The sequence below is a fragment of the Pseudomonas tructae genome, assembly GCF_004214895.1.
Lineage (GTDB): Bacteria > Pseudomonadota > Gammaproteobacteria > Pseudomonadales > Pseudomonadaceae > Aquipseudomonas > Aquipseudomonas tructae.
In genome coordinates this window covers 1826872-1848679 of the sequence record NZ_CP035952.1, presented here as the reverse complement: position 1 = coordinate 1848679, position 21808 = coordinate 1826872, and the positions used below count along the sequence as shown (strand labels likewise).

At 62.3% G+C, this 21808-nt stretch carries 19 protein-coding genes; 7 read left to right on the top strand and 12 right to left on the bottom strand.

From position 1 onward, the window contains the following. Positions 1 to 127: 127 nt before the first annotated feature. The gene (gene hrpA, locus EXN22_RS08560; protein ID WP_130263648.1) at positions 128 to 4033 is read right to left on the bottom strand and encodes an ATP-dependent RNA helicase HrpA; all 3906 of its coding nucleotides are present in this window, start codon (positions 4031 to 4033) and stop codon (positions 128 to 130) included. Positions 4034 to 4480: 447 nt separating this feature from the next. Between hrpA and EXN22_RS08555 the strand changes: the two genes are divergently transcribed. Further along, positions 4481 to 5845, top strand: coding sequence for a glutamine synthetase family protein (locus tag EXN22_RS08555; protein WP_130263647.1), 1365 nt, complete (start codon positions 4481 to 4483; stop codon positions 5843 to 5845). Positions 5846 to 5874: 29 nt separating this feature from the next. Then, entirely contained in the window at positions 5875 to 7182 is a 1308-nt protein-coding gene (locus tag EXN22_RS08550; RefSeq protein WP_130263646.1) for an NAD(P)/FAD-dependent oxidoreductase, read from the top strand. A gap of 74 nt (positions 7183 to 7256) precedes the next feature. On the opposite strand, the gene fadD1 is transcribed toward EXN22_RS08550, so the two are convergent. Both fadD1 and fadD2 read right to left on the bottom strand, forming a co-directional pair. Continuing rightward, on the bottom strand, positions 7257 to 8954 hold the full coding sequence (fadD1, locus tag EXN22_RS08545; RefSeq protein WP_130263645.1) for a long-chain-fatty-acid--CoA ligase FadD1: 1698 nt from the start codon (positions 8952 to 8954) through the stop codon (positions 7257 to 7259). A gap of 277 nt (positions 8955 to 9231) precedes the next feature. Then, positions 9232 to 10920 carry a long-chain-fatty-acid--CoA ligase FadD2 gene (gene fadD2 / locus EXN22_RS08540; protein WP_130263644.1) on the bottom strand — a complete coding sequence of 563 codons (1689 nt, stop codon included), beginning with the start codon at positions 10918 to 10920 and terminating at the stop codon, positions 9232 to 9234. A 209-nt stretch (positions 10921 to 11129) separates the two neighbouring features. Here fadD2 and EXN22_RS08535 point away from each other — a divergent pair, with 209 nt between their 5' ends. After that, positions 11130 to 12074, top strand: a complete 945-nt coding sequence (locus EXN22_RS08535) for an alpha/beta hydrolase (RefSeq protein ID WP_130263643.1) — start codon at positions 11130 to 11132, stop codon at positions 12072 to 12074. A 35-nt stretch (positions 12075 to 12109) separates the two neighbouring features. Then, entirely contained in the window at positions 12110 to 12580 is a 471-nt protein-coding gene (locus EXN22_RS08530; protein ID WP_045187560.1) for a MaoC family dehydratase, read from the top strand. 3 nt (positions 12581 to 12583) lie between these two features. Here the strand turns inward: EXN22_RS08530 and EXN22_RS08525 are convergent, their stop codons facing one another. From EXN22_RS08525 to EXN22_RS08495, 7 genes are all read right to left on the bottom strand, one after another. After that, on the bottom strand, positions 12584 to 13819 hold the full coding sequence (locus tag EXN22_RS08525; RefSeq protein ID WP_130266781.1) for an RNA polymerase sigma factor: 1236 nt from the start codon (positions 13817 to 13819) through the stop codon (positions 12584 to 12586). A 105-nt stretch (positions 13820 to 13924) separates the two neighbouring features. Then, positions 13925 to 14269 carry a YciI family protein gene (locus tag EXN22_RS08520; RefSeq protein WP_130263642.1) on the bottom strand — a complete coding sequence of 115 codons (345 nt, stop codon included), beginning with the start codon at positions 14267 to 14269 and terminating at the stop codon, positions 13925 to 13927. 87 nt (positions 14270 to 14356) lie between these two features. After that, positions 14357 to 14776: a YybH family protein gene (locus EXN22_RS08515; protein WP_130263641.1), complete on the bottom strand. Its 420-nt coding sequence runs from the start codon at positions 14774 to 14776 to the stop codon at positions 14357 to 14359. Positions 14777 to 14867: 91 nt separating this feature from the next. After that, positions 14868 to 15317 (bottom strand): aminoglycoside 6'-N-acetyltransferase, encoded by a 450-nt coding sequence (aac(6'), locus tag EXN22_RS08510; protein WP_130266780.1) that lies wholly within the window; start codon positions 15315 to 15317, stop codon positions 14868 to 14870. Positions 15318 to 15625: 308 nt separating this feature from the next. Then, complete coding sequence (locus EXN22_RS08505; protein WP_130263640.1) at positions 15626 to 16285, bottom strand: LysE family translocator; 660 nt, start codon at positions 16283 to 16285, stop codon at positions 15626 to 15628. Between the two features lie 48 nt (positions 16286 to 16333). After that, the gene (locus tag EXN22_RS08500; RefSeq protein WP_233281694.1) at positions 16334 to 16564 is read right to left on the bottom strand and encodes a type II toxin-antitoxin system HicB family antitoxin; all 231 of its coding nucleotides are present in this window, start codon (positions 16562 to 16564) and stop codon (positions 16334 to 16336) included. A gap of 79 nt (positions 16565 to 16643) precedes the next feature. Further along, positions 16644 to 17600, bottom strand: a complete 957-nt coding sequence (locus EXN22_RS08495) for a threonine dehydratase (RefSeq protein WP_130263639.1) — start codon at positions 17598 to 17600, stop codon at positions 16644 to 16646. Between the two features lie 87 nt (positions 17601 to 17687). Between EXN22_RS08495 and EXN22_RS08490 the strand changes: the two genes are divergently transcribed. The 3 genes from EXN22_RS08490 (at position 17688) to ada (ending at position 20798) form a co-directional block, all read left to right on the top strand. Beyond that, positions 17688 to 19031: an aminotransferase-like domain-containing protein gene (locus tag EXN22_RS08490; protein ID WP_130263638.1), complete on the top strand. Its 1344-nt coding sequence runs from the start codon at positions 17688 to 17690 to the stop codon at positions 19029 to 19031. Further along, positions 19031 to 19660, top strand: coding sequence for a DNA-3-methyladenine glycosylase family protein (locus EXN22_RS08485; RefSeq protein ID WP_130263637.1), 630 nt, complete (start codon positions 19031 to 19033; stop codon positions 19658 to 19660). Before EXN22_RS08490 ends, EXN22_RS08485 begins: the two co-directional genes overlap by 1 nt. A 76-nt stretch (positions 19661 to 19736) precedes the next feature. Continuing rightward, on the top strand, positions 19737 to 20798 hold the full coding sequence (ada, locus tag EXN22_RS08480) for a bifunctional DNA-binding transcriptional regulator/O6-methylguanine-DNA methyltransferase Ada (protein ID WP_130263636.1): 1062 nt from the start codon (positions 19737 to 19739) through the stop codon (positions 20796 to 20798). A gap of 6 nt (positions 20799 to 20804) precedes the next feature. Here ada and EXN22_RS08475 read toward each other — a convergent pair whose 3' ends face one another. Next, the gene (locus EXN22_RS08475; RefSeq protein WP_130263635.1) at positions 20805 to 21434 is read right to left on the bottom strand and encodes a lytic polysaccharide monooxygenase auxiliary activity family 9 protein; all 630 of its coding nucleotides are present in this window, start codon (positions 21432 to 21434) and stop codon (positions 20805 to 20807) included. Positions 21435 to 21533: 99 nt separating this feature from the next. Further along, positions 21534 to 21791, bottom strand: a complete 258-nt coding sequence (locus tag EXN22_RS08470; protein WP_130263634.1) for a DUF2790 domain-containing protein — start codon at positions 21789 to 21791, stop codon at positions 21534 to 21536. Between the last annotated feature and the right edge of the window lie 17 nt (positions 21792 to 21808).

Here is a 21808-nt window from a genome sequence, read left to right as displayed (position 1 = left end):
CTTTGACTGGCAATGAGCCTGTATCACAGGGCCGCTGCGCAGTGCTGCATGGGTGAGCCGCGCCACCCGGCAGGATAATCCGGGGGGCGCGGCGTATATCGGCTAAGTGTGCCACAACTACAGAGGTTTAGGCTTCCACCTGGCTCCACTGCTTGCTCAGTCGCTTGTCGGAAACCGGCACCTTGGTACCCAACTGCTGGGCGAACAACGACACCCGGTATTCCTCCAGCCACCAGCGGTACAACTGCAGTTGCTCGTCGCGCTTGCCTTCCTGGGCGTGCTTGTCGAGGCGGGTCTGGTACTGGCTCCAGAGGTTGCTCAGCTCACCGCTCCAGACCCGGTCCTTCTGTACCTGTGCGCCGAGTTTCTCCAGGCGCAGCTCGATGGCCTTGAGGTAGCGCGGCAGTTCCTTGAGCCACAGCCCCGGGGTTTCGCGCACAAAACCCGGGTAAACCAGGTTGCCCAATTGCTGCTTGATGTCGTTGAGGGCCACAGCCTGGGCCAGGTCGATCTTGCCCTTGAAGCGCTTTTGCAGGCCGTGCCAGAGCTTGAGGATCTCCAGGGTCAGGCGTGCCAGGCGCTCGGCGTGTTCGGCCCAGCTCCCGCGCTTGCGCTCGGCCAGCGAGGCCAGACCGGCGCCATCGCGTGGCAGGGTGGTTTCACCTTCAAGGATGCAGCTGTCGAGGCTGGCCAGCAGAATGTCTTCGACCAGCGCCTCGACCCGGCCCAGCTCACGGTAGAGCAAACCCAACTCGGTCAAGCCTGGCAGCTTGCCACGCAGGAACTTGGCCGGCTCGGCCAGTTGCTGCAGCAGTAAGCGCTGCAAGGCGCGGCGATGCTGGAATTCGGCTTCGGCCTGGGTCGAGAAACGCCCTTCCTTGACCGTACCGTTTTCTTCTACTAACGCTGGATAGACCGTCATCGACAGCCCGGCAAACTTCTGCTGAGCGGTTTCTGCCACCTGGGTGAAGGCCTTGGCCTGCACCGGCTGCTGGCTTTGCGCGGTCTGCGGTACCGCCAGAGCGGCCTGGCTGGCAGCGGCAAAGCGTGCGGTCAGCTCGACCAGGTCGCGGCCTTCGCCAAGGAACTTGCCTTGGCCATCGACCACTTCCAGATTCATTTTCAGGTGGCTGTCGACCTGGGCCGCGGCTTCGGCCCAGGCTTCATCGCTGACCCGCGCACCGGTCATGCGCAGCAGCTCGCGGCCCAGCGCCTGAGGCAACGAGCCCTCGCCGAAGCTTATGCGTTGCAGCGCGGCCTTGACGAAGTCCGGCACCGGCACGAAGTTCTTGCGCAACGCCTTGGGCAGGTTGCGTACCAGGGCAATGCACTTGGCTTCCAGCAGGCCCGGCACCAGCCACTCCAGGCGCTCGCCCGGCAGGCTCGGCAACAGCGGCGCCGGCACCCGCACGGTCACGCCATCGCGTGGATGGTTAGGCTCGAAGTGATAACTCAGGGCCAGGCTCAAGTCGCCCAGGCGCAGGGTGTCCGGGTACTGCGCAGCGGTGACTTCACTGGCCTCGCGGGCCAGCACGTCTTCCTCGCGCATGATCAGCAACTGCGGGTCTTTCTGGCTGTGGACCCGGTACCAGCTGTCGAAGGTTGCGGTCTGGTGAATCTCGGCCGGCAGGCGCGCCTCGTAGAAGCCGTACAGGGTTTCTTCATCGGCGAGGATGTCGCGCCGGCGGGCCTTGGCTTCCAGCTCGTCGAGCTGCTCCAGCAAACGCCGGTTGGCTGTCAGGCATTTGGCCTTGGACTGGATTTCGCCACCGACCAGGGCCTCGCGGATAAACAGCTCGCGGGACATCACCGGGTCGACCGGGCCGTAATGCACCGGCCGCCGACCGACCACGATCAGGCCATAGAGGGTGACCTGCTCGAAGGCCACCACCTGGCCGCGCTTTTTCTCCCAGTGCGGTTCGAAGTGGTTCTTCTTGATCAGGTGCCCGGCCAGCGGTTCGATCCAGTCGGAATCGATCTTGGCCACCATGCGCGCATAGAGCTTGGTGGTTTCCACAAGTTCAGCGGTCATCAGCCACTGCGGACGTTTCTTGCCCAGGCCGGACGAGGGGTGCACCCAGAAACGCCGCTGGCGGGCGCCGAGATAGTCACCGTCTTCGGTCTTCTGGCCGATCTGGCTGAGCAGGCCGGACAGAATCGCCTTGTGCAGGCGCGGATAGTCGGCCGGTTCCTTGTTGATGCTCAGTTGCAGATCACGACAGATCAGGCTCAGTTGCCGGTGCGCATCGCGCCATTCACGCAGGCGCAGGTAGTTGAGGAAGTTCTTCCGGCACCAGTTGCGCAACGGGCTGGCGGTCAGGGCCTGGCGTTGTTCTTCAAACCCGCGCCACAAGCTGACCAGCGCGGCGAAGTCGGAGTCGGGGTCCTTCCATTGGGCATGGGCCTGGTCCGCCGCTTGCTGACGCTCCGGCGGCCGCTCGCGCGGGTCTTGCACCGACAGCGCACTGGCAACGATCAACAGCTCATTGAGGCTGCCCTGCTTGGCGCCTTCGAGCAGCATGCGGCCCAGCCGTGGATCCACCGGCAGACGCGCCAGTTGCCGGCCCAGGGGCGTCAGCTGGTTCTCGCGGTTGACCGCCGAAAGCTCCTGCAACAGGTTGAAACCGTCACTGATGGCCTTGCCATCCGGCGGCTCGATGAACGGGAACGCGTCGATCTCGCCCAGGCGCAAGTGCAGCATCTGCAGGATGACTGCCGCAAGGTTGGTACGCAGGATTTCCGGGTCGGTAAAGGCTGGCCGGCCGTTGAAGTCTTCCTCACTGTACAGGCGTATGCAGATGCCCGGTTCGACCCGGCCGCAGCGGCCTTTGCGCTGGTTGGCGCTGGCCTGGGATACCGCTTCGATCGGCAGGCGCTGGACTTTGGCCCGGTAGCTGTAGCGGCTGATGCGCGCGGTGCCGCTGTCGATCACATAGCGAATGCCCGGCACTGTCAGCGAGGTTTCCGCGACGTTGGTGGCCAGCACCACGCGCCGCCCTGGATGGGACTGGAAGATCTTCTGCTGTTCGGCCGGCGACAGGCGTGCGTACAACGGCAGGATTTCGGTGTGGCGCAGTTGGGCCTTGCGCAGCATCTCGGCGGCGTCGCGGATTTCACGCTCGCCCGGCAGGAACACCAACACATCGCCCGGGCCTTTGCCCAGGCTGCGCTCGTGAGCGGTGATCTCATCGAGGGTGGCAAGGATCGCCTGGTCAATGGTGAGGTCTTCCTCGACTCGGTTGCCCTCCTCGTCCTGCTCGCGGGTCACGGGCCGGTACCAGGTTTCTACCGGGTAAGTACGGCCCGACACTTCGATGATCGGCGCATCGTTGAAGTGCTTGGAGAAGCGCTCCAGATCGATGGTCGCGGAGGTGATGATGACCTTGAGGTCCGGACGGCGTGGCAGCAGGGTCTTGAGGTAGCCGAGCAGAAAGTCGATGTTCAGGCTGCGCTCATGGGCTTCGTCGACAATGATGGTGTCGTAGCGCTCAAGAAAGCGGTCATGCTGGGTTTCGGCCAGCAGGATGCCGTCGGTCATCAACTTGACCAGGGTGTTGGCGTCGCTCTGGTCTTCAAAGCGCACCTGATACCCCACCAGCGCCCCCAGTGGCGTGCCCAGTTCTTCGGCGACCCGGGTGGCAACGCTGCGCGCGGCAATCCGCCGTGGCTGGGTATGGGCAATCAGGCCATGCTGGCCGCGGCCCAGTTCCAGGCAGATCTTCGGCAACTGGGTGGTTTTGCCCGAACCGGTTTCGCCGGCAATGATCAGCACCTGGTGTTCGGCCAACACCTTCTTGATCTCGTCACGCTTGGCCGCAATCGGCAGGCTGTCGTCGTAACGGATGCTCGGCACACTGGCCTTGCGCGCAGTGACCTGGGCGCAGGAGGCCTGAACCTTGTCGACCCATTGCGCAAGCTTGGCTTCGTCCGGGCGCTTGCGCAGCTCGTGCAACTGCCGGCGCAAGCGGTGACGCTCGGCAATCATGGCGTGGTCGAGGTTTTTCAGCAGTTGATCAATCGCGTGGTCAGTCATGGGGGCTTTTTAGTCGTGCAGGTGAGCCTGCTTTTGCATGATCGGCATTTCAAGGGCTGCGATTGTCGCAGATTTGCCGACGCTCGGCACGGTTGCGGGCTGACAGACGATTGTTTAGCCAAGACGTATCTGAGGTTACCCAAAGGCTGATTTAATCAACCTTAGCCGGCATGGGAGTATCCGGGCATGACCTCGTCTCCCGGCTTGCCCCGACCGTTGCCGCGCCCTTCGCTCCCGAAGGTGCGGGCACGCTGCGGGGAGAATCCGCTGGTGCATGTCATCCTCGCCTTCTGGGCCTTGTGGCACTGCCGCCATGCCCGCCCACCGGACGCCCGCCTCGCTGCGCACTGAACCGTACGGCCCACTGCTGGCCGAGTTTCCTTGTCGATGACTGCCGCCTGACTGGCAAGGCAGTCCTGTGCGCCTGAGGGCGCGAGCGAGAGCACCATGCAATTTGCCCCCATCGAGCAGGCCCGAACGTTCCTGGCCGAAAACCCCGATATCGAGATGATCGAGCTGTTCATTCTCGACGCCAACGGCGTGCCCCGCGGCAAGCTGCTGCACCGCGAAGAGCTGCTGGCGGTCTACGAAAGCGGCCGGCCGCTGCCCAGTACCATCCTCGGCCTGACCCTGAACGGCGACGATGTGGAAAACTCCGGGCTGGTCTGGGATGTCGGCGATATCGATTGCCGCGCCTATCCCCTGGCAAACAGCCTGGTGCGCCTGCCGTGGCGGCAGATACCCACGGCGGCGCTGCAGGTCAGCATGCACCCCAGCGAAGGCATGCCGGCAAGCATCGCCGACCCTCGGCACCTGCTGGTCAAGGTCATCGATGCGCTCAAGGCCGACGGCTACTACCCGGTGATGGCCTGCGAGCTGGAGTTCTACCTGCTCGACCAGCGGCGCGACAGCCATGGCCGGCCGCAACCTGCGCTCGACAGCGACGGCGGCCGGCCACGCAGCACCCAGGTCTACGGCCTGCGCGAGCTGGAACAGATCGAACCGTTCCTCGCCGACCTCTATGCCGCCTGCAAAGCCCAGGGCATCCCGGCGCGCACGGCGATTTCCGAGTACGCGCCAGGCCAGGTGGAAATCACCCTGGAGCATGGTGACGCGTTGCTGGCCATGGACCAGGCGGTGCGCTACAAACGCCTGGTCAAGGGCGTGGCGCACAAGCACGGGATGCAAGCCTGCTTCATGGCCAAGCCGTTCGATCACCTGGCCGGCACCGGCATGCACATGCACGTGAGCCTCGCCGATGCCCACGGCAACAACCTCTACGCCAGCGATGACAAGGCCGGCACGCCGCTGCTGCGCCAGTCGGTGGCCGGCATGCTCACACTGCTGCTCGATTCGCTGCTGCTGTTCTGTCCCAACGCCAACTCCTATCGACGCTTCCAGGCCAACAGCTATGCGCCCCTGGCGCCAACCTGGGGCGTCGACAACCGAACCGTCAGCCTGCGCGTGCCGGGCGGCCCGGCCAACAGCCGGCACATCGAACACCGCATTTGCGGCGCCGACGCCAACCCTTACCTGGCGGCGGCGGCGATTCTTGCCAGCCTGCATCACGGCATCCGCCAACAGCTCGACCCCGGGGCACCGGTCCAGGGCAATGGCTACGCCCAGGCCACCCAATTGCTGCCCACCGACTGGCTGACGTCGCTGACCGCGCTGGAGCGTTCGAGCTGGGCCCGCGAGGCGTTGGGCGCTGAGTTCCTCGGTGTCTACCTGGCGATCAAGCGTGCCGAATACCGCCAGTTCATGGCCGAAGTCGGCGAACAGGACTGGCGCTGGTACCTGACCCAGGCCTGACACTTTATTTTTGCGCCAAGGATTTTGTCATGAATGCAGCCGTAAACACCGGCCCTGCCCAGCGCAGCGCCTCCTACTACACCGCCAGCCTCAACGACGCCACCCAGTACCCGACCCTCAAGGGCACGGTGAAGGTCGATGTGGCAATCATCGGCGGCGGCTTCACCGGTGTCGCCAGCGCGGTGGAGCTGGCCGAGCGCGGCCTTAAGGTCGCCATCGTCGAAACCAACCGCATCGGCTGGGGCGCCAGCGGCCGCAACGGCGGCCAGGTCACCGGCAGCCTCTCGGGCGATGAAGCAATGCGCAAGCAGATGCGCGACAAGCTCGGCGATGACGTCGACGACTTCATCTGGCACCTGCGCTGGCGCGGCCACCAGATCATCGAGCAAAGGGTTGCGCGCTACGGCATCGACTGCGACCTCAAGCGCGGCCACCTGCACGCCGCAATGAAAGCGTCGCACATGGGCGAACTGCGTGCCTTTGCCGCCGAGGCCGAGCGCCGCGGCATGGCTGACCAGGTCGAGCTGCTCGACCGCAATGCCATGGGCGAACACCTGCAAAGCCCGTTGTACCTGGGCGCGCTGAAGAACCGCCGCAACCTGCACCTGCACCCGCTCAACCTGTGCCTGGGCGAAGCTCGCGCCGCGCACAGCCTGGGCGCACTGATCTTTGAAAACTCCGAGGTACTGGAGATCGTTCATGGCGACCAGCCGGCGCTGGTGACTGCCCACGGGCGGGTCGAAGCCAAGCAGATCCTGCTGGCCGGCGACGTCTATCACAAACTGGAACAGCGCCAGCTCAAGGGCAAGATCTTCCCGGCCATGGGCGGCATCGTCACCACCGCACCGCTGGGTGAGCTGGCCGCGCAGATCAACCCCCAGGACCTTGCGGTATATGACTGCCGTTTCGTCCTCGACTATTACCGGCTAACCGCCGATGGCCGCCTGCTGTTTGGCGGTGGCGCCAATTACTCCGGGCGCGATTCGCGGGATATCGCTGGCGAACTGCGGCCGTGCATCGAGCGCACCTTTCCGGCGCTCAAAGGCGTGCCGATCGAATTCCAATGGAGTTGTGCGATGGGGATCGTGGTCAACCGCATCCCGCAGCTGGGCAAGCTGTCGGATAATGTCTGGTACTGCCAGGGGTACTCCGGGCACGGCATTGCCACCAGCCACATCATGGGCGAAATCATGGCCGAGGCGCTGACCGGGACGCTGGAGAAGTTCGATACCTTTGCCGGTTGCAAACACATCAAAGTGCCCATGGGCGATATGCTGGGCAATCCGTTGCTGGCGGCGGGGATGTGGTATTACCAGATGCTCGAAAAATTGCGTTGAAGCGTTGAAAGCATCGCGGGGCAAGCCCGCTCCTACAGTATCTGTAGGAGCGGGCTTGCCCCGCGATCAGAGCCTTAAGCGATCTTCTTCAGGCCCAGCTTTTTCAGTTCTTCATCACGCAATTCACGGCGCAGGATCTTGCCGACGTTGGTGGTCGGCAGCGCATCGCGGAACTCGATGAAACGCGGCACCTTGTAACCGGTGACATTGGCACGCATGTGCTCCATCACCTGCTCCTTGGTCAGGGTCATGCCCGGCTTGACCACGATGAAGATCTTGATCACTTCACCCGACTTCTCGTCCGGCACACCGATGGCCGCACATTGCAGCACACCCGGCAAGGCGGCCAGCACATCCTCGAGTTCGTTCGGATAGACGTTGAAACCGGAGACCAAGATCATGTCTTTCTTGCGATCGACGATACGCATATAGCCGTCTGGCTGGATCAGGGCAATGTCACCGGTCTTCAACCAGCCCTCGCTGTCGAGAATCTCGTTGGTGGCATCCTCGCGCTGCCAGTATCCCTTCATCACCTGCGGCCCCTTTATGCACAGCTCGCCGATTTCACCCAGCGCCAGCTCCTGGCCCGCGTCATCGATGATCTTGCACAGGGTCGAAGGCAGCGGAATACCGATGGTGCCGATCTGGTTGCGTTCGGCCGGGTTGACCGCCGCTACCGGACTGGTTTCGGTCATACCGTAACCTTCGCAGATGGCGCAACCGGTTACCGCCTTCCAGCGCTCGGCAACACTCATCTGCAGCGCCATGCCACCGGACAGGGTGAGCTTGAGGCCGGAGAAGTCCAACTTGCGGAAGTTCTCGTTGTTGCACAGGGCAACGAACAAGGTATTCAAGCCGACAAAACCGCTGAACTTCCACTTGCCCAGTTCCTTGACCATCGCTGGCAAGTCGCGCGGGTTGCTGATCAGGATGTTGTGGCTGCCGATCAGCATCATCGCCATGCAATGAAAGGTGAAGGCGTAGATGTGATAAAGCGGCAATGGCGTGATCAGGACCTCGCAACCTTCGTGGAGGTCAGAGCCCATCAGCGCGCGGCACTGCAGCATGTTGGCCACCAGGTTGCGGTGGGTCAGCATTGCACCCTTGGCCACGCCGGTGGTGCCGCCGGTGTACTGCAACACGGCTACATCATTGCTGTGCGGATTGGCTTCGGTGACTTGCTTGCCACGGCCTTTGCTCAATGCATCATTGAACTTCACTGCCTTGGGCAAGTGATAGGCCGGAACCATTTTCTTCACGTACTTGATCACGCTGTTGATCAACAGGCGTTTAACCGGTGGCAACAGGTCGGCCACTTCGGTGACAATAACGTGTTTGACCTGGGTCTTGGGCACCACCTTCTCGGCCAGATGCGCCATGTTCGCCAGGCACACCAGCGCCTTGGCGCCGGAGTCATTGAACTGGTGTTCCAATTCCCGCGTGGTGTACAACGGGTTGGTGTTGACCACGATCAGGCCCGCACGCAGGGCGCCGAACACGGCGACCGGGTACTGCAGGACGTTGGGCAGTTGCACGGCAATACGATCACCCGGCTGCAGGTCGGTATGCTGTTGCAGGTAGGCGGCAAAGGCCCCTGACAACTCATACAACTCGCCGTATGTAATGGTTTTGCCCAGGTTGCTAAAGGCCGGTTTATCGGCAAAGCGTTGGCAAGACTGCTTCAGTACCGCTTGAATATTCGGATACTCATCAGGATTGATTTGCGAGGCAATCCCGGCTGGGTACTTATCCTTCCAAAAATTTTCGATCATGGAAGCCCTCTCCTCCAGCAACAGCGAATTCTTCACCGCAGTCGATGCGATTATTATTGATATAAGATTACGGTTTATTGCAAACCAGATAACCAGAAGCGGGCCGAGAGTAGCAGCTTTGCCAAGGCCCGCCTAGAGCTAAAACAGCCTAAACAGTCATAGAAACGACTCTTGATAGTCACGTAGTCATTTTTAGAGTAAAAAACCTAAACCTCTAGTTTTAAGCTACAAGCCGCAAGCTGAACGCGTGCGGGCGGCTTGTAGTTTATAGCCACTGTCAGGCGATATCCCGCAACTCACGACGCAAAATCTTGCCCACCGCCGTCATCGGCAACGATTCGCGCAGTACGATGTGCTTGGGCACCTTGTAGCCAGTGAAGTTGGCCTTGCAGTACGCCTTGAGCTCTTCAATGCTGACCCCACCTTCACGCGCCACCACAAACAGCTTCACCGCCTCACCCGAACGTTCGTCCGGGATGCCGATCACCGCGCAACTGGCCACCTGCGGATGGCTCATCACCACCTCTTCGATCTCGTTCGGGTATACGTTGAAGCCCGAGACAATGATCATGTCCTTTTTGCGATCGACGATGCGGGTAAAGCCGTCCGGGTCGATCACCGCAATGTCGCCGGTCTTGAACCAGCCCTCGTTGTCCAGGGCCTCGGCCGTCGCCTCGGGGTGCTGCCAGTAACCCTTCATGACTTGCGGGCCCTTGATGCACAATTCGCCGCGCTCGCCAAAGGGTTGCTCGACCCCGGCATCGTCGATGACCTTGAACGCCGTGCCCGGCACTGGAATGCCCACGGTCCCCAGGCGCGCCAGCCGACCATAGGGATTGGTACTGGCCACCGGCGAGGTTTCGGTCAGCCCGTAGCCCTCGACGATGCGACAGCCCGTCATGCTTTCCCAGCGCTCGGCAGTGGCGGACACCAGTGCGGTGCCACCGGAGTTGGTGACCTTCAACGACGAGAAGTCGAGGTCCTTGAAGTCGGGGTGGTTCATCAGCGCCACGAACAGGGTGTTGAGCCCCAGCAGCCCGGAGAACTTCCACTTCTTCAGCTCCTTGATGAAGCCGGGGATGTCCCGCGGGTTAGTGATCAGCACATTGTGGTTGCCGGTGACCATCATGCACATGCAATTCGCGGTGAAGGCATAGATATGGTAGAGCGGCAGCGGTGCGATCATCACCTCCTGCCCTTCCTTGATCAAACGCTGGCCATCAGGCCCGTGCTGGGAGAAACACGCCAGGACCTGGAGCATGTTCGCCACCAGGTTGCCATGGGTCAGCATCGCGCCCTTGGCCAGGCCCGTGGTGCCGCCGGTGTACTGCAGCACGGCGATATCGTCGAGGCTCAGCGATACCGGCTTCAGGGACTGGCCACGGCCCTGGGCCAATGCGCGCTTGAACGGCACCGCCTGCGGCAGGCGGTAATCCGGGACCATCTTCTTGACCTTGCTGACGATGGTATTGACCAGCCAGCCCTTGGCCGCCGGCAGCATGTCGCCCATCTTCGCTTCGATGAGGAACTCGATGCCGGTATCGGGAAGCACTTCCTGCACCAGCTTGCCGAACATGTTCAGGTACACCAGTGCACGGGCACCTGAATCCTTGAACTGATGGCGCATCTCGCGGGCGGTGTACAACGGGTTGGTGTTGACCACGATCAGCCCGGCGCGCAAGGCACCGAAGACGGCGATGGGGTACTGCAGCACGTTGGGCATCTGTACCGCGATGCGATCGCCCGGCACCAGGTCGGTGTGCTGCTGCAGGTAAGCGGCAAAGGCCGCCGAGTAGCGTTCAAGTTCGGCGTAGCTCAGGGTCACCCCGAGGTTGCTGAACGCCGGGCGGTCAGCAAACTTCTTGCAGGAGCGTTCGAACACTTCGACCACTGACTTGTAAGCATTTATGTCAATTTGCGAAGGAACGCCTGCTGGGCGCTTGTCATTCCAGAAATCAGCTTGCATCAATTATTGTCCTCATACCTGAGCCGTTCCGGCCCCCCTGCCTACTTGGCGAAGAAGGTGCTGTGCCGACGTTAGCAGGTCTGTGGCAGGTGGCAAATACGCCAAGCGTTGTCATTTGCATTGTGAATCTTGTTGCTGATGACCCTGCGATTGCCTACCTGGGTTATACACTGTGCTGACCCACCGACTTGCGTGCACAAGGACCCGCCATGCACCACGACGCGTTCTGGCTTGCGGCCAGCGACCATTGCAGCCTCTATGTTTACCAGTGGCTGCCCGCCACGCCGATCAAGGCGGTGGTGCTGTTGGCCCACGGCATGGCCGAGCATGCCGGGCGTTACCAGCGCCTGGGCGAAGCCCTGAGCAATGCCGGCTACGCCCTGCTCGCTCACGATCAGCGTGGCCATGGGCGCACCGCAGAACTTGGCACTTTAGGCCTGTTCGCCCGCCACAATGGCTGGAACAGCGTGGTCAATGACCTGGGCCTGCTCAGCCAGCACATCGGCCAGCAATTTCCCGGCACGCCGGTGTTCCTGTTTGGCCACAGTATGGGCAGCTACATCGCCCAGGCCTACCTCATGCACCATGGCGCCAGCTTGCAGGGGGCAATTCTCAGCGGTTCGAACTTCCAGCCGCCAGCGCTCTACCGCGCGGCCTGCCTGATTGCACGCTTCGAAGCCTGGCGCCAGGGGCCGCTTGGGCACAGCGCACTGATCGAGTGGCTGTCCTTCGGCTCGTTCAACAAGGCCTTCAAGCCCAACCGCACGGCCTTCGACTGGCTCAGCCGCGACAGTGCCGAGGTCGACAAGTATGCCAACGACCCCTTGTGCGGCTTTCGCTGCAGCAATCGGCTGTGGATCGATCTGCTGATGGGCCTGGAGCAAATCAGCCAGCCACGCAACCTGGCACAGATCGATCCGAACCTGCCAATCCTGGTCATGGGCGGCGAATGTGATCCGGTGAGTACCGGCAAGCGTCTCAAGGATCTGGCCGGTGCCTTGCGCCTGGCCGGCAACCAGCATGTGCAGTTGCAGCTCTATCCCCAGGCGCGGCATGAGCTGCTCAACGAAACCAACCGTGACGAGGTCACGGCCGCCATCATCGACTGGCTGGAGCAGGCCCTGGCCATTGGCCGCCCTGCCCGCAGCGAATGACCGGCCGCCCCTCACGACAGAAGGAAGGCCAAGCGATGACCCAGGTCACCAACACCCCGTACGAAGCCCTCGAAGTCGGCCAGACCGCCAGCTTCAGCAAGACCGTCGAAGAACGTGACATCCAGCTGTTCGCGGCGATGTCCGGTGACCACAACCCGGTGCACCTGGATGCCGAGTTCGCCGCCAAGAGCATGTTCAAAGAGCGTATCGCCCACGGCATGTTCAGCGGCGCGCTGATCAGCGCCGCAGTGGCTTGCGAGCTGCCTGGCCCTGGCACCATCTACCTGGGCCAGACCATGAGTTTCCAGAAGCCGGTGAAATTCGGCGACACGCTGACCGTGCGCCTGGAGATCCTCGAGAAACTGCCAAAATTCAAGGTGCGTATCGCCACCCGCGTGTTCAACCAGAACGACGAATTGGTAGTCGATGGCGAGGCCGAGATCCTCGCTCCGCGCAAGCAGCAGACCGTCGAATTGGTCAGTCCGCCACCGATCACTATCGGTTAAATCTCACAACTCACTCAGGCGGCGCTCGATAAAGCGCCGCTCAGGGCCCTGGCACGTCAGCTCGAGGGCACTGCGATAGGCCTCCCGGGCTTGATCCACATGGCCTAGCTGGCGGCACAGTTCAGCCCGGGCCGAATGGGCCAGGTGATAGTCGCGCAACTGGCCGCGGGCCAGAATCACCTCCACCGCCGCCAACCCCACCTCGGCGCCATCGCGCCGGGCCAGGGCCGCTGCGCGATTGAGTTCGACCACCGGCGATGGCCAGCGCTGCAGCAGTACATCGTACAAGCCAACGATCTCTTCCCAGTCGGTTGCCTGGGCACTGGCCGCTTCCGCATGCACTGCCGCAATCGCTGCCTGCAAGCTATAAACACCGAAGCGCTGACTGCGCAAAGCCTGTTGCACCAGTTGGCAGCCTTCGGCAATCAGTTCGCGGTTCCACAAGCTTCTGTCCTGCTCATCGAGCAGCACCAGTTCACCCTGGGCATTGCTGCGCGCCTGTTGCCGCGAGGCTTGCAAAAGCATCAAGGCCAACAGCCCGAGCACCTCAGGATCAGGCAGCAATTGCTGGAGCAAACGCCCCAGGCGGATCGCTTCGTCGCTCAGGTCATGGCGCATCAGGCTCTCACCCGATGAGGCCGAGTAACCTTCGTTGAACACCAGGTAGATCACTCGCAGCACGCTATCAAGTCGCTCCGGCAACTCGGCCAGTGACGGCACCTGATAAGGAATCCGCGCCTCACGGATCTTGGCCTTGGCCCTCACGATACGCTGGGCGATGGTCGCCGGGCTGTGCAAGAACGCGCGGGCGATTTCTTCGGTGGTCAGGTCACAGACTTCGCGCAAGGTCAGCGGCACCTGGGCATCGGCGGCCAGCGCCGGGTGACAGCAGGTGAAGATCAGACGCAAGCGGTCATCTTCGAGCTCCTGATCGATCACCTCGACCTCCTCGAGCGACTCCAGCGCCTGGATCAACTGCGCCTGGGAGCGGTCGAAACGTGCGCGTCGGCGCAGGCTATCGATGGCCTTGAAACGACCGGTGGAGACCAGCCAGGCCCGAGGGCTGGCCGGAACACCGTCGCGCTGCCAGCGCTCTACAGCGATAAAAAAAGCCTCGTGCATGGCCTCTTCGGCAAGGTCGAAGTCACCCAGCAGGCGAATCAGGGTCGCCAGGATGCGCCGCGACTCCTGGCGATACACCGCCTCCAGTGCAGCCCGTACCTGGGCAAGCTCGGCCATCAGTCGAACATCTGCCAGGCATTCACCCCAGCCACGGTGAAAGCCCATTTCTTCATGGGCCCGAAACACATTGCTGCATGGCTCATCAAAGGGCACTCCTCAATGTCAGGGTTGCAACTCACGGATCGGCCTTACCTCGACACTGCCAACCCGCGCGGCGGGAATACCCTTGGCGATGTTCAAGGCTTCGTTCAGGTCCCGCGCATCGACCAGGTAGAACCCGGCCAGTTGCTCCTTGGTCTCGGCAAAGGGGCCGTCGGTCAGGCTCATGTGGCCCCCACGCACACGCACGGTGGTCGCAGTCTGCACCGGCTTGAGCGCCTCGGCAGCGAGCATTCGGCCACTGCCCTGGATCGATTCGGCGTAGGCCATGCACTCGGCATCGGCGGGACTGTCGGGCAGGCTGTGCAACAGGCCCTCATCACAGTAGACCAGGCATAGGTATTTCATCGTCATCTCCAGCGCAGATTCGTACTATGGCTGCACACCGCGCCTGCTTGAAAAGCGCGATTTGGCATAACACTCGGCCTTTTCAGCTCAAGGCTTGAGCGAGAACAGTGCGGCACCGGACTCCATGTCGAAGGGCGCCGACCAGTGCTCGTGAATCACCTTCCACTGCCCGTCGATGCGCTGGTAGCCGACGGTGGCGCGCATGTAGCAGCTTTGCTCTTTGTTCGGGCCGCAGCGGTTGAGCCAGTGGGCCAGGGCGAGATCCTGAGTAGCCTGGATCTGCAATTGCTCGATTTCAAAGACCATGTCGCCGGGGCAGTGATCCATGCAGGCCTGCCAGTGGGCGCGATAGGCGGCTTTACCCTGGAACTGCAAGTGCTGGATCGCATCGAAGGCGCGAATGTTCTCGGCGTAAGGGGCCGTAATGGCCTCGACATCGCGCGAACGTACGGCGGGAAGCCATTGCTCGATGAGTTGGCGGATTTCGTGCTCGGCGGTATGGGTCATGGTCATGTCCTCTGTGCGTTAAGGCGCCGAAAAACTCGGCGCGTTCACAGATGGTCGAATGGCCGTGACTGAAATCGACAGCCCGGAAAAATCAGCCCTTGGCCAAGGACTTGAGGAAGTACACCACCCGCTCGGTTTCACGAAAGCCCAAGGCCTCATGCATGGCGTGACTGCTGTGGTTGTCCAGGGCGGCGTCCGAGGCCAGCTCGCTGCAGCCCTGGCGGACGGCCCACTGCTCGAGCGCCGCAATCAGTTGCCCGGCGACGCCCTGGCCACGGGCCTGGGGCGCGACGAACACGCCTTCGAGAAAAGCCACCGGCGAGCTGTTGCTGCCATTGACGTAGTCACTGCGGATCGAGGCCTCGGCAAAACCCAGGGCCTGACCCGCACTATCACGGGCCAGCAAGGCAATCAGCCGTTGCGGTTGCTCGAGGGTTTCCTGCAACGAGCGCCGATGCTCATCAAGCGGACAGTCGGGCCACAATGCCTGACGCAGCGCCAGCCAAGCCGGTTGTTGAGCATCGGTGCAGGTTTCGATCATTTGCTTTGCAGGAAAAGTCATATTTGCATCACGCTATTGCTGTCGTAGGGGTTGAAGTTTTTGCCGTAGCGTTCGAACTCCGGAGCCCGGGCCACGGCTATGCCAGTGGGCCCTGACGAAAAGAGCCCCTTGCGGAGCTCTTGGCCTTATTGCGGAAGAAAACTCTCGCCGGAGCGCTTGGCGCGTTTGGCGGCGTGTTTTTCTTTGGCGGTTTTCAGTGGTTTTTTCTTCGTCATCTTTTTTGCATCAAGACCTTTCATCGAAGATCCTCCTGCCTGACGGCACCTGCGCAGCGGTGTCCCGGTTCATTATAGACCCGGCGTGGCCGCAGGCACGGCGAGAATGAACTCACGGTAGCCGGAAAGAATCACGTAACCGGCGAAATAACAGAAGATGCCCGCCGACAGCAGGTACGACCAGGTCAGCAGACGCTCACCCAACAACCGCCCGCCGTGGCTGGCAATACCGCACAACGACAGGCACCAGATCAGCCCGGCGGCAAAAAAACCGGAGAGAAACAGCCCGGCTTCAAGCAGGCTACCGCCACCGGAGCGGGAAATCAGCACCCCACCGACCGCGGCAAACCAGAGAATGGCGCTGGGCGACGACATGGCCAGAAAGACGCCTCGGCTGAATTCGCGCCAGGCCGACTCCATCACCACCTCGCCACGGGTTTCCAGGTGGGCATTGCCACGCAGCGCGGCCAGCAGCATCTTGATAGCAAACCACACCAGCAACACCGAACCGCCTAACCACAACACCCAGCGCACCGTTTCAAATTGCAGCAGCACGGTCATCCCGGCCAATGCGGCAATGGCATACAGCAGATCCCCGACACAGGTCCCCAGCCCCAACCACAAGCCCTGCAGGAATCCGCGCTGCATGGCCAGGGTGATCATGGCGATATTGGCAATGCCGATATCCAGGCACAGCGACAAACTCAGCAGAAATCCGTTTGAAAAGGGCATCGACGCTCCATAACCCGTGTTGAAGGCAGGCGCTATTAGAACGGTTATTTATCCGGCTGTATTGGAAGAAATTGCCCCCGTTGAGGCTTGCGCTGCACGTTCGTCGCAATCGGCCAGGTAATCATCCAGCGCCAGGTGAAACGCCTCGTGCAATGGCAGGACGGCGTTTGCGTGGAAGCTTATGATTTCGCGTACGCCGAGGACACGACCGACGAAAGTGTCATCCCGTGGGTCGTATTCGATTCGGGCGGTGTAGCCCTTGTAGCTCATAGTGTTCATGGCCGTAGATCCTCGGTTGCCGGCAAAAATGCTAGCAAATTCAGATAGCACTTTTATCAACCGATCCTTTCAGGATTTTTCAATCCCCCGCCAACACCTGCGCATACCGCTGCCGATCAATATTCGCCCCACTGAGAATCACCGCCACCTTGCGCCCCTGCTGGCGCTCGCGCTCCTGGATCAACGCGGCAAGCCCAGCGGCGCCCGCGCCTTCGGCGGTGTTGTGGGTGTCTTCGTGGTAGATGCGCATGGCCTGGGCCACTTCCTCGTCGCTGACCCGCACGATGCGCGCGGCGTGCTGGCGGATGATTTCGAACGCTTCGGGCAACGGCATGCGGCACGCCATGCCATCGGCAAAGGTATTGGCCGTGGCGGTGGTGACGATACGGTCCTGTTCAAGGCTCTGGGCGAAAGCATCTGCGGCGCTGGACACTACGCCGACGATTTCGGTATTCAGGCCAAGCAGGTTGCGCGCCTGGATCAGGCCGCAGATGCCCGAGCCCATGCCGATCGGCACATAGACGCAATCAAGCGCGTGCACCGCCTCCAGCAGTTCCAGGGCATAGGTGGCAACGCCGCGGATCAACTCGGGGTGAAACGGCGGGACGCTCTCGTAATCGTGCAAGCGGGCCAGGCGTGCGGCCTCCTCGCGGGCCTGGTCAAAATCGGCGCCGTGTTCGATCAACTGGGCGCCCAGGGCGCGCATCGCCGCATTCTTCTCCAATGAGTTGCCTTCAGGCACCACGATGATGATCGGCAGTCCGGCATTGCGCGCTGCCAGGGCCATGCTCTGGCCATGGTTGCCACGGGTCGCGGTGACCAGGCCACGGGCCATCGGTTTCTGCGCCAACAGCCACTGCACATACATCAACCCGCCGCGCACCTTGAAGGCGCCGGTCGGGGCATGGTTTTCATGCTTGACCCAGACCTCGCAGCCCAACCGCTCGGCCAGGCGCGGCCAGGCATACTGTGGGGTGGCGGGTACGCTGACATGAACCAGGCGGGCAGCTTCGCGCAGGGCAGGCAGATCGAACATGGAGCACCTCGGCAAGAGTGGATTTGACCCGATCCTAGTCGCCGCGCATTGTATGGGTACATTCTTATATTGCATGGCCAACAATAAATGTGGACCCCTGCCCTCGCCGACGATGCCCAGCCACGCTACCTGGCCCTGGTCGACGCCATTGCCGCTGCCATCGAGCGTGGCGAGCTGAAAGTCGGCGAACGCTTGCCGCCACAACGCCGCCTGGCCTGGAACCTGGGGCTCAACCCCAGCACCACTCAGCAAGCCTACCGCGAGGCGGCAGCGCGACACCTGGTCTCGGGCGAAGTCGGGCGTGGCACCTATGTGCTGGCCGGCAGCAAGGAGGCCACGCTGTTTCGTCTCAAACAGCGCGACGTGCAATCAAGCCTGATCGACCTGTCGACCAATGTGCCGGTGATCGACCGGGCCAACCGCGACAGCGAAGTCACCCTGCAAGCCCTCCTCCAAGACGGCCAGGCAGGGTGCCTGGATCACTACCTGAGTGCCGAAGCCTTGCTGCACGGTCGTGTGCACGGCGCTTGCTGGCTGAGCAACCGCGGCCTGCAGCTCAGCGACCAGCAATTGCTGCTCTGCGGCGGTGCCCAGCAGGGCTTGTTCGCGGTGTTGCTGTCGCTGTGCCAGCCCGGTGAAGCAGTGCTGGTCGAGGCCCTCACCGCGCCCGGCATCAAGGCCGCCTGCCGGCAACTGCGCCTGCCGTTGCATGGCATCACCTTGGACGAGCAAGGCATAGCGCCGGATGACCTCGATCGCGTCGCCCGGGCCTCCGGTGCCCGGGTGCTGGTGCTCACCCCGAGCCTGCACAACCCTACCGGTGCGTGCATGAGCCGCGCACGCCAACAGGCAATCGCCGAGGTGGTCGAACGCCATGACTTGCGGGTAATCGAAGACGATGTCTACGGCGCACTGAGCGACCAACCGCCGCTGTGGCCATTGCTCGGGCAGCGCGGCATATTGATCAGCAGCCTGTCGAAAACCGTGGGCGCCGGCTTGCGCCTGGGCTGGATCGTGGCCGACCCGGCCTTGCTGGAACAGATCGACCCCCATGCCCAGGCCACTCACTGGCAAGTGTCGCCGCTGAACCTGCAGATTGCCTGTCGCTGGATCGCCGACGGCACCGCGCAGCGGCGCCTGGCCTGGCAACGCGAAGAAGTCCGCCAGCGCTGGCGCCTGGCCTGCAGAATTCTGGGCAACCACCTGATCAATCACCGCCAGCCTTCGCCACACATCTGGGTCAAGGCCGGGCTCAGCGCCGCACGCCTGGCCCAGGCTTGCCGGGCCAACGGCGTAGCAGTGGTGCCAGGCGAGGTGTTCGCGGTAAAACAGCAGGATCTGGCGGCAATCCGCATCAGCCTGTCGGCGGCTACCAGCCGCGCCGAACTCAAGCAGGCACTGGAGCAAGTGAGCAAGGCACTGGAGGCCTGATGAGCAAGCACGCGTTCTATACCCAGGCACAAACCTGCCTCGCCGCACTGGACCCACACTGGGCTGCGCACATCGAGGCGGTCGGCCCTTGCCTGCATCAACCCAAACCCACCCGCGACCCCTATCAAGCCTTGATACGGGCCATCGCCTACCAGCAACTGCATGCCAAGGCTGGCGATGCCATCCTCGGACGCTTACTGGCGCTCTATCCAGGCAGCGTGTTTCCCAGCCCCGAGCAGGTGCTGGCGAGCACCCCGGAACAGTTGCGCGCTTGCGGCTTCTCGGCGAGCAAACTGGCAACCATCCAGGGCATCGCCCGGGCGCGGATCGAGGGGTTGGTACCGGACTATCAAGACGCCCTGGCACTGGACGATGAAGCGCTGATCGAGCGCCTGGTCAGCCTGCGCGGGGTCGGCCGCTGGACCGTCGAGATGCTGCTGATCTATACCCTGGAACGCATGGATATCCTGCCGGCCGACGACTTTGGCGTACGCGAGGGTTATCGCCGGCTGCAGGGCCTGGAAAGACAACCGACACGCCGGCAAATGATCGAGCTGGGCAAGCACTGGAGCCCCTACCGAACCGTGGCGGCCTGGTACCTGTGGCGGGTGCCGGCCACACGAGTTTGAACGCAAGACTCGGAGTTTTTTCGCTGGGCCGCCCCCGTAGCCTGAAGCCCTCGATCAATGCCAGGAGCACCTCGTCATGAGAACAGGCAAACCCCGCATCAGTGAGTCCGACCCACGCTGGCAGGCCATCCTCGCCCGCGACCCGGCTGCGGACCAGGCCTTCGTCTATGGCGTGCGCACCACAGGCGTGTACTGCCGCGCGAGCAGCAGCGCACGCCTGCCGCTCATCGATAACGTCGAGTTCTTCGACACTGCCGAGCAGGCCGAGGCCGCCGGCTACCGGCCAAGCAAACGCCGTGGTGCCGACCAGACCCACGTCGCCGAACAGCACCGGGCCCAGGTCACCCGCGCCTGCGCCTTGATTGAAAGCACTGAGCCGGCGCCGAACCTGAACCAATTGGCCGAACAGCTGCAGATGAGCCCGTACCACTTTCATCGGGTGTTCAAGGCCGTTACCGGGCTCACCCCCAAGGCCTATGCCACGGCCCACCGGGCGCGCAAAGTGCGTACCCAGCTGCAGCATGCGAGCAGTGTCACCCATGCCTTGTACGAGGCCGGATTCAACTCCAACAGCCGCTTCTACGAATCAAGCAACGCCCGCTTGGGCATGACCCCGGGCGCCTATCGCGATGGCGGCGCCAATACCGATATCCGCTTTGCCCTCGGCCAGTGTTCATTGGGGGCGATATTGGTGGCGCAGAGTGCTCGGGGGATTTGCGCGATCTTGCTGGGCGACGACCCGCAGACGCTGCTGGAAGACCTGCAGGACAAATTCCCCAAGGCCAACCTGATCGGTGGCGACGCCAGCTTCGAAACTTTGGTCGCCAGGGTGGTGGGCTTTATCGAGGCTCCGGGGATCGGCCTCGACCTGCCACTGGACCTGCGCGGCACCGCCTTCCAGGAGCGGGTCTGGCAGGCCTTGCGGACGATCCCGGCCGGCAGCACTGCCAGCTATGCCGAGATCGCCCAGCAAATTGGCTCCCCCAGGGCGGTGCGTGCCGTGGCCCAGGCCTGCGCTGCCAACGCCCTGGCTGTGGCCATCCCGTGTCATCGGGTGGTGCGCAGCGACGGCAATCTCTCGGGTTACCGTTGGGGCGTGGAGCGCAAGCGTGAGCTGCTGGCGCGCGAGAGCCAGTGAGGCGAATTACTGGAAGTTGACGTCGAAGGCCTGGTAGAAAGCGTTGCCAGTATCAGCGACCAGCCACAGCAGCACGATCACATGGTGGCCGCGCTTGTTGGCGGGCAGCTTGACCTCGTGCTCGACCTTGGCCTTGAGCTTGTCCTTGTGGCTGTAGTACGGCGTGTAGGGGTAGAGGTCTTCGGCGAACGGCGCCGTCTCGAGCTGGGCACGGCTGATGCGCTTGTTGGCATCCCAACCATCTTTGGTAATAAACCAGCGGTAACCACGGGTGATGTGCGCCGCCGTATACTCCCACTTCACCTGAAACGTCTGGCCGGGTGTGACGTTCAACAACGGCCAGTTGAAGGGTGAGCCAAGTTTGGCGGACATTTCCGCATTGGTGAAGTTGACACAGTCACGCGCGTCCTGTTTGCCACCACTTAGAATATATCCGTCTGCGGGGGGGGCAACACTGTCGACGTCCGTCTGGAACGGCGTGGGCACAGGGCCTGCCACCAGGCTTGGGAAGTTTTTGCCGCCTTCCATTTCATTGACCTGCCAATTGCCGAGCAATCCCAGTTCGACAGTCTTGGAGCCACGGCTGGCCGGTGAAATGACACGACCGTGACGCAGGTTTTTTTCCGGGCTGTTCATTGCATTCACTCCATGTGAGATAGAAAAAGCTGTCCACTCTGAACACCTCTTACCCTAGCTCAAGCCCTGCAGTGCGCAACCCAGAGCTGCCCAACGGTCTCAGCCGTTGCTGCAGCCGTCGCCCATGGCGCGGTACTCGATGGTGTGCCGTTGACCTTGATGGTCTTCGTAGGTCATGGTGGCCGGAACCACTTCGCAGACATTGGGAATCGTCGACAAACTGATAACTTTGGCAATATCCAGGTTGTTGCTGTAGTCGTACTGCTCAACCACCGGTTGGGCTGCTGCGGTGTTGATTTCATCGGCCATGGCGAACGAAGAAACAGCAACCAGGGCAAGTGCAATTAAACGTTTCATAATAATAGGCCTGCAAA

Bases quoted from the DNA above. Each gene is read 5' to 3' on its own strand.
- hrpA (WP_130263648.1), bottom strand. From the start codon at position 4,033: ATGACTGACCACGCGATTGATCAACTGCTGAAAAACCTCGACCACGCC.
- EXN22_RS08555 (WP_130263647.1), top strand. From the start codon at position 4,481: ATGCAATTTGCCCCCATCGAGCAGGCCCGAACGTTCCTGGCCGAAAAC.
- EXN22_RS08550 (WP_130263646.1), top strand. From the start codon at position 5,875: ATGAATGCAGCCGTAAACACCGGCCCTGCCCAGCGCAGCGCCTCCTAC.
- fadD1 (WP_130263645.1), bottom strand. From the start codon at position 8,954: ATGATCGAAAATTTTTGGAAGGATAAGTACCCAGCCGGGATTGCCTCG.
- fadD2 (WP_130263644.1), bottom strand. From the start codon at position 10,920: ATGCAAGCTGATTTCTGGAATGACAAGCGCCCAGCAGGCGTTCCTTCG.
- EXN22_RS08535 (WP_130263643.1), top strand. From the start codon at position 11,130: ATGCACCACGACGCGTTCTGGCTTGCGGCCAGCGACCATTGCAGCCTC.
- EXN22_RS08530 (WP_045187560.1), top strand. From the start codon at position 12,110: ATGACCCAGGTCACCAACACCCCGTACGAAGCCCTCGAAGTCGGCCAG.
- EXN22_RS08525 (WP_130266781.1), bottom strand. From the start codon at position 13,819: ATGGCCGAGCTTGCCCAGGTACGGGCTGCACTGGAGGCGGTGTATCGC.
- EXN22_RS08520 (WP_130263642.1), bottom strand. From the start codon at position 14,269: ATGAAATACCTATGCCTGGTCTACTGTGATGAGGGCCTGTTGCACAGC.
- EXN22_RS08515 (WP_130263641.1), bottom strand. From the start codon at position 14,776: ATGACCCATACCGCCGAGCACGAAATCCGCCAACTCATCGAGCAATGG.
- EXN22_RS08505 (WP_130263640.1), bottom strand. From the start codon at position 16,285: ATGCCCTTTTCAAACGGATTTCTGCTGAGTTTGTCGCTGTGCCTGGAT.
- EXN22_RS08500 (WP_233281694.1), bottom strand. From the start codon at position 16,564: ATGAACACTATGAGCTACAAGGGCTACACCGCCCGAATCGAATACGAC.
- EXN22_RS08495 (WP_130263639.1), bottom strand. From the start codon at position 17,600: ATGTTCGATCTGCCTGCCCTGCGCGAAGCTGCCCGCCTGGTTCATGTC.
- EXN22_RS08490 (WP_130263638.1), top strand. From the start codon at position 17,688: ATGTGGACCCCTGCCCTCGCCGACGATGCCCAGCCACGCTACCTGGCC.
- EXN22_RS08485 (WP_130263637.1), top strand. From the start codon at position 19,031: ATGAGCAAGCACGCGTTCTATACCCAGGCACAAACCTGCCTCGCCGCA.
- ada (WP_130263636.1), top strand. From the start codon at position 19,737: ATGAGAACAGGCAAACCCCGCATCAGTGAGTCCGACCCACGCTGGCAG.
- EXN22_RS08475 (WP_130263635.1), bottom strand. From the start codon at position 21,434: ATGAACAGCCCGGAAAAAAACCTGCGTCACGGTCGTGTCATTTCACCG.
- EXN22_RS08470 (WP_130263634.1), bottom strand. From the start codon at position 21,791: ATGAAACGTTTAATTGCACTTGCCCTGGTTGCTGTTTCTTCGTTCGCC.